This is a genomic window from Parahoeflea alexandrii, assembly GCF_024105735.1.
In the GTDB taxonomy this organism is placed as follows: Bacteria; Pseudomonadota; Alphaproteobacteria; order Rhizobiales; family Rhizobiaceae; genus Hoeflea; species Hoeflea alexandrii.
Genome location: NZ_JAAAML010000001.1, coordinates 1153859 through 1166981, shown reverse-complemented (window position 1 = coordinate 1166981; position 13123 = coordinate 1153859). Strand labels below are relative to the sequence as shown.

Genomic DNA, 13123 nt, shown 5'->3' with positions numbered 1-13123 from the left:
GCAGTGTGCCGCGCCTCGAAACCGAAGCGCGGCGTTCTTGCATTTACACGAAGCTCACGAACTCTTCTCTCGGGCGCCGCACCTTCTTCAGCTTGACCAGCCAGTCGCCCTCGCTGTCACGGTAGCCCAGCGGCACAAGTGTCACCGAGCGCAAGCCTCGTGCCTTCAGCCCGAGGATCTCATCCACTTTCTCAGGATCGAAGCCTTCCATCGGCGTCGCGTCGACTTCCTCGAAGGCCGCGGCCGTCAGTGCAATGCCCATGCCAATATAGGCCTGGCGCGCAGCGTGCTGGTAATTGACATCCGCCTCGCGCGGAACATAGCCGCTCAGCAGTTTCTGCCGGTAGGCTTCCCAGCCCTCATTGGTGAAACCGCGTTCCTCGTTGACCAGGTCGAACATCGCGTTGATCCGGTCCTCGGTGTAGTTGTCCCAGGCGGCGAAAACCAGCAGATGGGAGCCGTCGGTGATCTGCGCCTGATCCCAGGCGACTTCGCGGATCTTCGCGCGGACCTCCGGGTCGGTCACGACGATGATCTCGAACGGCTGCAAGCCGCTCGAGGTGGGCGCAAGCCGCGCGGCTTCCAGGATTTTCTGGAGCTTTTCTTCGGGAACCTTCTCCTCAGGGTTCATTTTCTTGGTGGCATAGCGCCAGTTGAGTTTTTCGAGCAGCATTTCCAAGGGCCTTTCAGACAGTGATTGGTCTCGTCGTCCCTGCGTCCGGCGATAATGGGAGGATCCACCGTGGCGCAGTTCTCGGCGAAGTGCCCGGCCCAAATATGCATCAGAGAAATTGCTGCAAGTAGGCACATTTTGCATACCACCCCGCCGCGACCGGCGTTCACACGGACCCAATCCGGGAGTTTGAACAGCCGGAACATTGACCTTTCAGGACGACTCGGGCTCGGAGAAGGAAACAATTTGGCGTCTGAAAAACAGCGCGACCATGAGCGGCAACCGTCCCTGCTTCTCGTTGTAAAAGGATTGCGGAATGCACCCGGAAATGATGATCCTCGATGGCGGCATGAGCCGCGAACTGATGCGGCTCGGCGCCCGTCTCGTACAGCCGGAATGGTCGGCGCTGGCGCTGATGGAAAGCCCTCAAATCGTGCGCCAGGTGCATGCCGAGTTCATCGCGGCCGGTGCCGACGCGATCACCACCAACAGCTACGCACTGGTCCCCTTCCACATCGGCGAGGACCGGTTTCGGGCCGATGGGGCCTCCTTGATTGCCCTGTCGGGACAGCTGGCGCGGGAAGCGGCCGACGCGGCCGAAGGCCGCAAGGTGCTGGTTTGCGGCTCCCTGCCGCCGATTTTCGGCTCATACGAACCTCAGAATTTCAATCCGGCGCGCGTGCAGGACTATTTGCAGGTTCTCGTGGAAAACCTTGAACCCCACGTCGATGTCTGGCTCGCCGAAACCCTGAGCCTGATTGCCGAAGCCGAGGCGGTGACAAAGGCGGTCAAGGCCAACGGCAAGCCCGTGTGGGTATCCTTCACCCTCGATGACAAACCCGGTGCGACCGGCGCCGAACCGGCCTTGCGCTCTGGCGAGACCGTGGCCGAGGCGGCCCGCTGGGCTGCAGCGAACGGCATCCAGGCACTCCTGTTCAATTGCTCCAAGCCCGAGGTCATGGAACCGGCGATCCGGACAGCCGCATCGATTTTCAGCAATCTCGACGTCAGCCCCAGGATCGGCGTTTACGCCAATGCGTTCGACGAGGAGACGGACGAGAAGAAGGCAAATGACGGTTTGAGCGGCATGCGGGCAGAGCTCGACGGCGATGGCTATCTCGGCTTTGCCCGGAATTGGACCGAAGCCGGCGCAACCCTGGTTGGCGGGTGTTGCGGTATCGGCGTGGAGCAGATCGGCCGGCTTGCGCAAGAGCTCAAGGCCTGAAGCCGTTCAAGCAAATGTGAGCCGGCTTGATTGGCCGGTTTGCCAATTTTCGCCGATCATCCGCCCATGAACAGGTTCGGCCCACCCAGATCGATACGCGTGTTGCATGCCAGGCTCACCGGCATCATCAGCATGGCGCTGGTTGCCGGGCTTTTCCTGGCGGCTTCAGCCGTCGGTGCCGCCGCCGATCCGGACCGCTGGCGCGCCGAAGGCTGGAAGACTGATTTCTCGAAGTCCGGCATCGATTATTCAAGCGTCATGTCGGGTGGCCCGCCAAGGGATGGCATTCCGCCGATCGACGATCCGTCGTTTCTGCCGGTGTCTGAAGCCTCCGGTCTTGATGCGAAGGAACCGGTGATGTCGGTGGCAATCGACGGCCAGGCCCGCGCCTATCCGCTGCGCATCATGATATGGCACGAGATCGTCAACGACATGCTCGCCGGCCAGCCGATCTCGGTCACCTACTGCCCGCTGTGCAATGCAGCTATCGTGTTTGAACGGACGGTCGAGGGAACGATGACCAGCTTCGGCACCACCGGCAAGCTGCGCAATTCCGACCTGATCATGTACGACCGGGAAACCGAAAGCTGGTGGCAGCAATTCACCGGCGAGGCGATTGCCGGCGCCCGGACCGGCACGATGCTCAAGGTCATCCCCTCGCGGCTTGAATCCTGGCAGAGCTTTCGCGAGCGTTTCCCCGATGGCCAAGTGCTGGTGCCCGGCAATCCGGGCCTACGTGACTACGGGCGCAATCCCTACGCCGGCTATGACAGCTCGGCCGTGCCGTTTCTTTACCGCGGCCCGATGCCCGATGGCATCTCGCCGCTGTCCTATGTCGTCGTCGTGCGCGACGCATCGGAGCCACTGGCGGTTTCGCTGGACCGGCTGCGCCGCGAGGAAAAGATGGAAATCGACGGGGTGGAAATCGAATGGGTGCCCGGAGTCCGCTCGGTACTTGACACCAGCTCGATCGAAGAAGGCCGCGAGATCGGAAGCGTCAACGTTACCCGCAATGGTGCCCCCCTCGTCCACGAGTTGACGTTTGCTTTTGTCGTCGGCGCATTCCTGCCCGAAATCAGCATCCTCAAATAGCTTGCGCACTCCCGCATGGGATTTCATCGGGCCATGTCTTGGTGTAAGGGAGCCGTCATGATCCGCCGCTCGCTCCTGATCCTTACCCTTCTCACGCCCCTGCTGACGGCCCTCGGCTCCCAGCCGGTTCTGGCGCAGGAAAGCGATGGCGCGGACGCAGCCGCTTTGAACCTGCCACCGCCACCCTATGAGGACAGATTGCTGCGACTGGCCGAAATTCTAGGGTCGATCCAGTATCTGCGCAATCTGTGCAATTCCGAGGGCGAGACCGGGTGGCTCGAAAGCATGCAGGCCCTGCTCGACAGCGAGACCGCCGATGAACCGGAGCGTCGCACACGGCTGACTGCCGGATACAATCGCGGCTTCCGCACATTTGCCTCGGTTTACACCACCTGCACCTCATCTGCCCTCGTCGCGGAGCAACGATACCGTCACGAAGGTGCAACACTTATCGCTGAAATTGTCGCCCGCTACGGAAATTGACATTTTGTTAACTGATATCGCCTCTGCCCCGTGCCGAAACGCGTCAAGCCGTGCTAGGGTGTTAACGACATAGTAAGTAAGAGTTGTTTCGCATGACACATCCCACAGCGCACACGCCCGACGAACTCGATGATCTGATCATCCAGGAAAAGCTCCAGGTTGCTCTCGAGTTACAGCATGATGCATGGGCCGAGAGTGCGGCCGACGGCATCGAACCGGAGATCATCGCCGATGCCGCGATGATCACCGCCATTCGCGAAACGGTGCGCGCACTGGGCGAGGATCAGGCGGAAGCTCTGGTGGAATCGCTCAGGGGACGCATTCTGGCCGGCGAATTCTCTCCGGAACGCACCCTTCAGTAGGATGACCGGCGGGGAGCCAAGTGGTGATCAAGGGCAGGCGCTGCATCCCGACCCGTTTGAGCTTGAGATTATCGGCTGGGGCCGCGCTGCTGACCATCGGCCTTTCGGGACAGGTATTCGCGCTGAGCGAACTCAAGCCGGTCCAGCCTGCCTCTGACGAGGTGGAACAGGGTCCTTCGCTGCCACCGCTTGAAGAACCGACCACCGGCATCGATGGCGGATTGCCGCAGCCCGGCCCGATCATCCGCGAATTGCCTCAACCGCAGACCGGCGAGATCACTGGATCCGACACAACGGCCGGCGAAGCAATGGCTGTCGACATCATCACCGATCCGCAACAGCTGCCTGAACCGGCACGGCGCATGCGCGAGCTGATCCTTGATGCCGCAGCCACTGGAGATCCCGAAAAGCTCCGCGCACTGCTTGGAACAGGACCGAATGCCACCCAGCTTGCCTTTGGCGATATCGAGGGCGATCCGGTGGACTATCTGCGTTCGGTCTCCGGAGACGGCGAGGGCCTCGAAATCCTGGCCATACTCATCGATCTGCTCAACGCAGGCTTTGTCCGTTTCGATGCAGGGGAACCGGGGGAAACCTATGTCTGGCCCTATTTTGTCGCTCTGCCGCTGGACGGCCTGACCGCCCCGCAACGGGTCGAGTTGCTGCGGCTGGTCACCGCCGGCGATGTCGAGGACATGAAGGCCTACGGCGCCTACAATTTCTACCGGGTCGGAATTTCGCCCGACGGCGAATGGCGCTTCTTCATGGCGGGTGATTGACCGGCCGGCTCTTGCCGGGCGCGTTGCGACTGCATACCTAGTGACCAGCCTCGCCTTCCACGCACCATCCGCAGTCCAACCCCGGAGAGCCGCACCGTGCCAGCCCTGATCCTTCCCGACCGGAGCCTCATTCGCGTGGAGGGGGCGGATGCGCAACATTTCCTGCAGAACCTGATCACCACCAATATTGACGCCATCGCGCCCGGCGAGGCCTGGCCGGCCGCCTTGCTCACACCGCAAGGCAAGATCCTTTTCGACTTTCTGATCTCGAAGTCCGGTGAGACCGGCTATGACTGCGACATCCGCGCCGATCAGGCAGCCGATTTCATCCGCAGGCTGACACTCTACAAGCTGCGCGCGTCTGTCGAATTCAATCTCCTTGAGGATCAGCCTGTGATTGCCGCCTGGGATGAAGACGCGCCGCAGGGCGCATTGCGGGATCGCAGGTTTCCCGAAGAAGCCGACGTCTGGCGGCTTTATGGCAACGAAGCCATGCCTGATGGCAAGCCGGCTGACTGGGATGCGGTCCGGATCGCCCACGGAGTGGCCGAATCGGGCTCGGATTTCGCACTCTCGGATGTTTTCCCCCATGACGTGTTGATGGACAGGAATGGCGGCGTTGATTTCCGGAAGGGCTGTTATGTCGGCCAGGAGGTTGTTTCCCGCATGCAGCACCGCGGCACAGCCAGGCGCCGTGTGGTGACACTGACGGCACAGACCGACCTGCCCGCCCGCACCAGGAACGAGAACAGCAATGAAGATGAACTGAGCATCATGGCTGGCGGCAAGCCGGTCGGCAGCATCGGCTCGACCGCCGGCGGGTCGGCGCTCGCAATCGTGCGAACCGACAGGGTTGCCGACGCTCTCTCGCAGGGCACTCCCCTGACCGTAGGAGACGCACAGGTAACATTGAGCTTGCCAGGCTGGACCGGTTTGTCCTTTAACAGCGGCGACACAAACACGCCGGACAAGTGATCAATGCCTGCAAGAGAAAAAGCGCCCCGTGCCTGGCAACGCATGCTTTCGGGCCGGCGGCTCGACCTGCTCGATCCCTCGCCGCTCGATGTCGAGATTTCCGACATTGCGCAGGGGCTGGCGCGGGTCGCGCGCTGGAACGGCCAGACCCGTGGCGATCATGCGTTTTCGGTGGCGCAGCATTCGCTGATGGTCGAGGCGATTGTCGGACGGATCTCGTCCGCCTCGCCTCAGACCCTGCTTCTTGCGCTGCTGCATGATGCCCCCGAATATGTGATCGGCGACATGATCTCGCCTTTCAAGGCCGTCGTCGGCGGCGGCTACAAGACGGTGGAAGCAAAGCTCGAGGCAGCCATTCACCTCCGTTTCGGGCTGCCTCCCGCGGCCCCCAAGGCGATCAAGGCGCTGATCAAGCGGGCAGACCGGATCGCCGCCTATTTCGAGGCGACCGAACTGGCGGGATTTCAGCCCAGCGAGGCGCGGGCCTTCTTCGGGCCGCCCCGCGACATAAGCCGCGACATGGTGGATGTGTCACCACGCTCCGCGGCCGAGGTCGAAAAGATGTTTCTCGCGCGCTTTGAAACCATAGAGGCCCTCCGCCGGGCCGGGAAAGGCTGAGACATGCCCTACATCGTCATCTGCCGCCTCGACCAGATCGCCGAATCGGCCGTGCTGCATAGCGCGCGCGAGATGGTCAGTCTGCTGGCGGAGAACCAGGACTTTCATCGGCCCGGTGTCATCGATGAAGCCAGGCATCTCAAGCTTGGCCTCAATGATATCGCCGAAGCCCGCCCCGGCCTGACCGCCCCCGGCGAGATCCACGTCGACCGGCTGATCCGGTTTGCCCAGGGCTGGGACCAGCGCGCACCTCTGGTGGTTCATTGCTGGCTGGGGATTTCCCGGTCACCCGCAGCCGCGGCCATCACGGCACTGACACTCGAACCCGACCAGGACGAGATGGCATTGGCCGAACGGCTGCGCACCGCCTCCCCCTTCATCACCCCCAATCCGCGGCTGATCGAGATCGGTGACGCCATGCTGGGCCGGGGCGGCCGGCTGATCCGCGCGATCAGGGCAATCGGGCGTGGCGCCGACGCTTTCGAGGGAAACAGGTTCTGTTTTGCCATCAGGCCGGGCGAGGAGGTGCCGCCGGCAACGCCGGACCGCCCCAAGGGCACGGGCTGACACAGCCATGGAGCGAGACCGCCATGCAAGCTGATCGCATCCCCCCGCTCCGCATCGGATTGAATGCGGCCATCGTTGCCGTCACCAACCGCACGCCAAGCATTCTGACAGTCCCGGCAACGCCCGGCGACGGTCCCGCAGACGGACTTCCCTTCGGTCCGTTCGATCCAGTGCGGCACAGGACCTTCGAAGCCAGCCTGCGGGGCAGCGTCGAAAGCCAGACCGCGCTCAACCTCGGCTATGTCGAGCAACTCTATACATTCGGCGACCGCGGGCGCCAGATGGATTTCGATGAAGCGCGCGACGGCAGCCCGCACCTGGTCTCCGTCGGCTACCTGGCGCTGACCCGCGCCGATGCCGAAAATCCCGAAGCATTGCACGCGACCGGCGCCCGCTGGCGGGACTGGTACGAACTCTTCCCCTGGGAGGACTGGCGCGAAGGCCGGCCCTCCATGCTTGACGCGGCCATCCTTCCACGCCTCAAGCCCTGGGCCGAACAGCCGGCCGAACGCCCGCAGAATCCAAGCCGCAAGGCACGCATACGCCTTGCGTTCGGGCTGGGTGATTTTCCCTGGGACGAGGAGCGTGTGCTCGACCGCTACGAGCTGCTCTACGAGGCCGGCCTGCTCGCCGAGGCCGTCGCCGACCAGAGGGTGAAATCGACCGGGCTGGCATCTCCCCTGGGTCGCGCCATGCGCTTCGACCATCGCCGCATCGCCGCCACCGCCGTCCAGCGGCTGCGCGCCAAGATCAAGTACCGCCCGGTGATCTTCGAACTGATGCCACCCGAGTTCACCCTGACCGAATTGCAGACCACCGTCGAGGCCATCTCCGGCAGGCACCTGCACAAGCAAAATTTCCGGCGTCTCGTTGAGGGCGCGGAACTTGTCGAGCCGACGGGCGCTTCAAGCTCCGCCACCGGCGGCCGCCCCGCAGCCCTCTACCGCTTCCGCGCCAAGATCCTCGAGGAACGTCCCGCCCCGGGCCTGAGACTGGGCGGGCGGGGATAGAGGCAGCTTTGGGTTCGGCTCATGCCATGACCCAGAACTGGAACAACAGGCCTGTGGCAAAGGCGCCAGTCAGCGACAATCCGATGTAGAGGGCGAAGACCTGGGGTCGTGCCAGCGCCCAGACCGCCATCGCCGCCGGGATCGAGGTCACGCCTCCGGCCACGAGGAAGGCCAGTCCGGCGCCCGGCGCCATGCCCTGGTCGATCAGCCCGCCCACCAGCGGCAGCGCGGCATAGCCATTCAGATAGGCCGGTACACCTACCAAAGTCGCCATGGCGATGGGCATGAGACCGGTACCGCCCAGCGCCGCCGTCACAGTCTCGGCCGGGATCCAGGCCAGCATCAGGCTTTCGAGCAGAAAGGCGAGCGTCAGCCATTTCGCCAGGAACAATGTTGTCGTGAAGGCCGTCTTGCCGAACTTCGCCCGCCGTTCCGGTTCATCCCAGAACCGCCAGACAACCGGCTTGGGCACACGAATCTTCGAGCCGCCGCAACCGCCATTGCCAATGCCCTCGCGCAGCGGGTTGGACAGCGCGCCGCTGCGCGCCATGAGATGGACCACCACCCCGCCGAACAGCCCCAGTCCGACTGCGGCCAGTGTCTTGGCGACAGCGAATTCGAGGTTCAGCACGCCGGCCGTTAGCACGAACATCGACGGATCCATGATCGGCGACGCCAGCCAGAAAGCCATGACGGCTGACAACGGAACGCCCATCGCCAGCAACGCCGCAATCAGCGGAATCACCCCGCACGAGCAGAAGGGCGATATCCCGCCCGCCAGCGCACCGAGCGCGATCATCATCAGCGGCGCACCGGTGAAAGCCTTGGCAATCAGATTGTCCGCTCCAGTCGCACCCGCCCACGCTGCAATGCCGATCGACAGGATGAGGAACGGCGCCGTGTTCACCAATGCATCGCCTGCAAACAGCGCGCTATCAGCGGCCTGGGTCGGGTCGAACACCAAAAGCACAGCGAGAATCAGCGCCGAGGCAAGCCAGACGCGCTGATCGCGCCAGAGATGCCGCAGACCGGCCCATAGGCCGTTTGTGGAAAGACTTGCGGTAGTCATACCTATATCTCCGGATTTATGGTTGTTTTCAGATCAAAAAAAGCTGATTGGGCTATCATGCGGCATCCTCCGTCGGCTGCACGCGCACGCCGGAACAACATTCAGACGTGAGGAAAGACAGCACCCGGCGCATCGCCGGGTAGTCAACCCGGTTGAACACCTCACGCCCCTGCTTTTCCTGCACGACCAGCCCGGCATCCACCAGGCTTGAGAGGTGATGCGCCAGGGTCGACGGCGCTAGCTCAAGATGCTCACCGATATCACCCACCCTCAGCCCTTCATCCCCCGCCCTGACAAGGAGGCGAAAGATCGAAAGGCGGGCGTCATGACCAAGGGCGGCAAGCGCGCGAGCATGGGGTGTGGATGTCGTCATTTCTTTAATATAACCATAATTCTAGTTTTGTAAAGATTTTTGATGGGCCCAGCTGAAGATCTGAAGACTTGCCAAAATCGCCGCCTCTACCGCTTCCGCACCAGGATCCCAGAACATCGCCCGCTTCGCGGCTCGTCGGGCGGGGCTGAGCTTGATAATTCAAGATGAAACCTCATGAGATCGTCTCCATCCATTTGCGCAGCTTGTAGGCCGTCGTGGTCTCGTCGATTTCGACATCCTCGAAGCGAACCGGATCACCATCGGCGATGGCGCGCTTGAGCTTGACGTCGTGTGCCAGACCCAGGGGAAGATAGCCGGCAGCCACGGAAGCCTTGGCCGGGCGCAATCCGCCGGTCACGGTGTAACCGCCCTCCCCGTCGAGAATCTCGCCCGCCATGAGGTCACGCTTGGCAATCGCCGCAACATCGCCGTTGAAGCATCGCGCAACCCCCGTCGGCTCTCCACGCAAGCCCACCGAGGCGACCGAAACCGGAAGTTCCAGCCCGATCAGATGCCAGCGCTTGTAGAGCGACGAGTAGCGGCCGCTGTCATCGGTCCTGACCAGATATTCCTGGAAGCAGTTGCGCAGATACTCGGTCTCACCCTCGAACACCACCCAGACGCCCTGCCTGACGTCGTAAGGCACCGGCTTGCCTTCACGCGTGAGAGCCGAAGCGACCTCGACCATGCCCTTTTGCTCGAGCGCCCCGCCTTCGGATTTCGGTCGCATGATGTTGGCCAGATCCTCGGCGCCGCCGACCGGGTACTGCAACCCGTTTGACGGCACAAGAAGACCGGTGGCATTGGCGATTGCCGAGGACTCGATCGCCGGCTTGGAGCCGTCCAGAAACGAATTGAACATCTTCGGGTTCAGCCGCCCGCGTTCGGCGGCCTCTCGGGTGACGCCCCAATGATCCCAAACAGTTTCCGGTGTGGATTTTCGGAATTCGGGCAGCCATTTGTGTCCGCGTCCGGCGGCCGTCACGGTAAAGCCGCAGGTACGCGCCCAGTCGACCAGATCGCAAGTCAGTGCCGGCTGGTCGCCATAAGCCATTGAGTAGATCACTCCGGCCTCTGCGGCCTTGCGCGCCAACGCATAGCCGCAAAATGCATCCGCCTCGACAGTGACATTGATCACGTGCTTGCCGTGGGCGAAAGCGCCCAGAACATGGTCGATCGCAGCCACCGGCGCGCCGGTGCATTCAATGATGATGTCGATCGCCGGATGCGCGACCAACGCCTGCCAGTCATCGCCGACATGGGTGGTTTTTCCCCGGGCCGCCTCATCCAGCGACGGGGCGCCGAACTGCTCCGGCGGCCAGCCGACAAACTCCATGTTCGACCGCGCATTGGCGGGCGACAGGTCGGCCACGCCGATCAGGTGAATACCGCCAAGCTTGCGCACCTGCGACAGGAACATGGTGCCGAACTTGCCCGCTCCGATCATCCCGATTCGGATCGGATTGCCATCCTCGGCGCGTTTGCCCAACATCGAAAACAGGTTCATCTGGCTTTCTCCTCCCCTGGTCAGCCGGTCACAACCGGGGCTCCTCAACCCTGTTGCGCCAGCCTTCTACAACAATCCATGGCCCGGAGCGAGAGGCCCGTGTCGGCAGCTTCTGAGAGAAACCTGACCCTGCGGTTTACAATCACACACCCGCCGCGTTAGCCTTTGGTCGCAATCAAGGCCGTGTTCGGCGTTGGTGAAGCATCACAAGCCTGAAACACCCGGCAGCCTGAAACAGTAACCAGAAATCGGCAGAAAAATGCCGGCCGGGAACAGACGGGGGAAAATCAATGTACAAGAAAATCATGGTGCCCGTGGATCTCGCACACGCTGAAAAGTTGTCACATGCTCTGGATACGGCGGCAAGCCTTTCCAAACTCTATCAAGCACCTGTTACCTATGTGGGCGTCACGGCCTCGACGCCTGGACCACTTGGCCACAATCCGGGGGAATACGATCAGAAGCTCGCCGCCTTTGCTGCCGGACAGGCCGATGCCCACGGCATCGAAACCGGCAATGTCACCGTGGTCAGCCATGACCCGGCGACCGATCTTGACGATGCGCTGATCAGGACGGTGAAAGAAACCGGAAGCGATCTCGTGGTCATGGCGACGCATATTCCCAACGTCGTCGACCACGTCTGGCCGTCCAACGGCGGCAAACTGGCGACGCATACCGATGCGTCTGTCTTTCTCGTCCGCGGCTAGTCCCCGACAGGAAGCACCTGCAACAAACATAACAATACGGGAGAAGACCCCATGAGTGACCCCAACGAACAGGGTATTCCGGCGCCGGAAGGGCCAGCCAACCTGATCGACACCGAATACGAGGTCGGCCAGGACAATGTCGAAGTGTCGGTCGGCCCGTTCGGCCTCGACATCCACAATCCGGTCTTCGCAATCTCCGGATTGACCATCATCGCCTTCGTCTTTGTCACGCTTGCGTTTCAGGAGAGCGCCGGGGCGGCCTTCGGCGACCTGCGCGACTGGCTCACCGGCACATTCGACTGGTTCTTTCTCACAGCCGCCAATATTTTCGTGCTTTTGTGCCTTTTCCTGATCGTCTCGCCCTACGGCAAGGTGCGGATCGGCGGCAAGGACGCCACGCCTGACTATTCCTATACCGGCTGGTTCGCCATGCTGTTTGCCGCCGGCATGGGCATCGGCCTGATGTTCTACGGCGTCTCCGAGCCGATCTCGCACTTCTCGTCCTCGGTCGCAGAAGGCGCCGGTTCGCCGGACAGCTGGGCGCCCCTGGGGGGAGCGGCCGGCAACACCGCCGAGGCGCGCGATCTCGGCATGGCCGCGACAATCTTCCACTGGGGCCTGCACCCATGGGCGATCTACGCCATCGTCGCCCTGGCGCTGGCGCTGTTTTCCTACAACAAGGGCCTGCCTCTGACCATGCGTTCGGTGTTCTATCCGATCTTCGGAGAGCGCGTCTGGGGCTGGACCGGTCACATCATCGATATCCTGGCCGTCTTCGCGACATTGTTCGGCCTCGCCACATCCCTGGGCTTCGGCGCGGAACAGGCCATGGCCGGCCTCGACCACATCTTCGGCATCGGGGTCAGCGATGTCTCCAAGGTCGTGCTGATTGTGGCGATTACCGGGGTGGCCCTGGTCTCGGTGGTGGCGGGCCTCGATGCGGGCGTCAAGCGCCTGTCCGAGATCAACATGATACTCGCAGCCCTGCTGTTGGTCTTCGTGCTCATCGTCGGGCCGACCGTGGCGATCTTGACCGGCTTCTTCCACAATCTGTATGAGTATGCACGCTATCTGCCCGAGCTCTCCAATCCGTTCGGCCGCACCGACGACAATTTCCGGCAGGGCTGGACGGCGTTCTACTGGGCCTGGTGGATTTCCTGGTCGCCCTTTGTCGGCATGTTCATCGCCCGGGTCAGCCGCGGCCGCTCGGTGCGCGAGTTCATCACCTGCGTGCTGATCATTCCGTCGCTGGTCTCGGTGTTCTGGATGACCACCTTCGGCGGCACTGCGATCGACCAGCTCGTCAATGACGGTTACCAGGTCGTGGTCGATGCGCCGCTCGAACTGAAGCTCTTCGCCATGCTCGAAGCGCTGCCCTTGCAGCAGATCACCTCGTTCATCGCCATCGTACTTGTGATCGTGTTCTTCGTCACCTCGTCGGACTCCGGTTCGCTGGTGATCGACACCATCACCGCGGGCGGCAAGATCGACGCGCCGGCGGCGCAACGCGTATTCTGGGCCTGTTTTGAAGGTCTGGTCGCCATCGCGCTGCTTTTGGGCGGAGGGCTTGCGGCATTGCAGGCAATGGCGGTCTCGACCGGCTTCCCCTTCACCATCGTGCTGCTGCTCGCCTGTTTTGCCATCCTCAAGGGATTGCACAGCGAACCGCGCTGACACAGCAAG

General features: G+C 62.5%; 15 protein-coding genes. 11 read left to right on the top strand and 4 right to left on the bottom strand.

Translation table 11 applies throughout. The features are described 5' to 3' along the window. Positions 1-43: 43 nt before the first annotated feature. A complete protein-coding gene (locus GTW23_RS05320) occupies positions 44-673 on the bottom strand; it encodes an NAD(P)H-dependent oxidoreductase (protein WP_252915572.1) in 630 nt (209 codons plus the stop codon). Between the two features lie 316 nt (positions 674-989). Between GTW23_RS05320 and GTW23_RS05315 the strand changes: the two genes are divergently transcribed. The 9 genes from GTW23_RS05315 to GTW23_RS05275 all read left to right on the top strand — a co-directional run bounded on the left by GTW23_RS05315 (position 990) and on the right by GTW23_RS05275 (position 7784). Beyond that, a complete protein-coding gene (locus GTW23_RS05315; protein ID WP_252914900.1) occupies positions 990-1898 on the top strand; it encodes a homocysteine S-methyltransferase family protein in 909 nt (302 codons plus the stop codon). Between the two features lie 99 nt (positions 1899-1997). Beyond that, a complete protein-coding gene (locus tag GTW23_RS05310) occupies positions 1998-2990 on the top strand; it encodes a DUF3179 domain-containing protein (protein ID WP_244615134.1) in 993 nt (330 codons plus the stop codon). A gap of 57 nt (positions 2991-3047) precedes the next feature. After that, positions 3048-3473, top strand: coding sequence for a TIGR02301 family protein (locus GTW23_RS05305; RefSeq protein ID WP_152008117.1), 426 nt, complete (start codon positions 3048-3050; stop codon positions 3471-3473). 83 nt (positions 3474-3556) lie between these two features. Beyond that, positions 3557-3835, top strand: a complete 279-nt coding sequence (locus tag GTW23_RS05300; protein ID WP_375588030.1) for a hypothetical protein — start codon at positions 3557-3559, stop codon at positions 3833-3835. A 23-nt stretch (positions 3836-3858) separates the two neighbouring features. After that, the gene (locus tag GTW23_RS05295) at positions 3859-4614 is read left to right on the top strand and encodes a hypothetical protein (RefSeq protein WP_252914899.1); all 756 of its coding nucleotides are present in this window, start codon (positions 3859-3861) and stop codon (positions 4612-4614) included. 96 nt (positions 4615-4710) lie between these two features. Beyond that, a complete protein-coding gene (ygfZ, locus tag GTW23_RS05290) occupies positions 4711-5589 on the top strand; it encodes a CAF17-like 4Fe-4S cluster assembly/insertion protein YgfZ (protein WP_252914897.1) in 879 nt (292 codons plus the stop codon). 3 nt (positions 5590-5592) lie between these two features. Further along, complete coding sequence (locus tag GTW23_RS05285; protein WP_152008113.1) at positions 5593-6207, top strand: YfbR-like 5'-deoxynucleotidase; 615 nt, start codon at positions 5593-5595, stop codon at positions 6205-6207. A gap of 3 nt (positions 6208-6210) precedes the next feature. Beyond that, positions 6211-6774 carry a tyrosine phosphatase family protein gene (locus GTW23_RS05280; RefSeq protein ID WP_252914895.1) on the top strand — a complete coding sequence of 188 codons (564 nt, stop codon included), beginning with the start codon at positions 6211-6213 and terminating at the stop codon, positions 6772-6774. 23 nt (positions 6775-6797) lie between these two features. Beyond that, on the top strand, positions 6798-7784 hold the full coding sequence (locus tag GTW23_RS05275; RefSeq protein ID WP_252914893.1) for an NUDIX hydrolase: 987 nt from the start codon (positions 6798-6800) through the stop codon (positions 7782-7784). A gap of 19 nt (positions 7785-7803) precedes the next feature. On the opposite strand, the gene GTW23_RS05270 is transcribed toward GTW23_RS05275, so the two are convergent. From GTW23_RS05270 to GTW23_RS05260, 3 genes are all read right to left on the bottom strand, one after another. Beyond that, positions 7804-8853 (bottom strand): permease, encoded by a 1050-nt coding sequence (locus GTW23_RS05270; RefSeq protein ID WP_252914891.1) that lies wholly within the window; start codon positions 8851-8853, stop codon positions 7804-7806. A gap of 55 nt (positions 8854-8908) precedes the next feature. After that, complete coding sequence (locus tag GTW23_RS05265; protein WP_252914889.1) at positions 8909-9226, bottom strand: ArsR/SmtB family transcription factor; 318 nt, start codon at positions 9224-9226, stop codon at positions 8909-8911. A 172-nt stretch (positions 9227-9398) separates the two neighbouring features. Continuing rightward, positions 9399-10733, bottom strand: a complete 1335-nt coding sequence (locus tag GTW23_RS05260) for an NAD(P)H-dependent oxidoreductase (RefSeq protein WP_252914888.1) — start codon at positions 10731-10733, stop codon at positions 9399-9401. Between the two features lie 290 nt (positions 10734-11023). Here GTW23_RS05260 and GTW23_RS05255 point away from each other — a divergent pair, with 290 nt between their 5' ends. Both GTW23_RS05255 and GTW23_RS05250 read left to right on the top strand, forming a co-directional pair. Beyond that, positions 11024-11440, top strand: a complete 417-nt coding sequence (locus GTW23_RS05255; protein WP_152008108.1) for a universal stress protein — start codon at positions 11024-11026, stop codon at positions 11438-11440. A 51-nt stretch (positions 11441-11491) separates the two neighbouring features. Continuing rightward, on the top strand, positions 11492-13114 hold the full coding sequence (locus GTW23_RS05250; RefSeq protein ID WP_152008107.1) for a BCCT family transporter: 1623 nt from the start codon (positions 11492-11494) through the stop codon (positions 13112-13114). Positions 13115-13123: the final 9 nt, after the last annotated feature.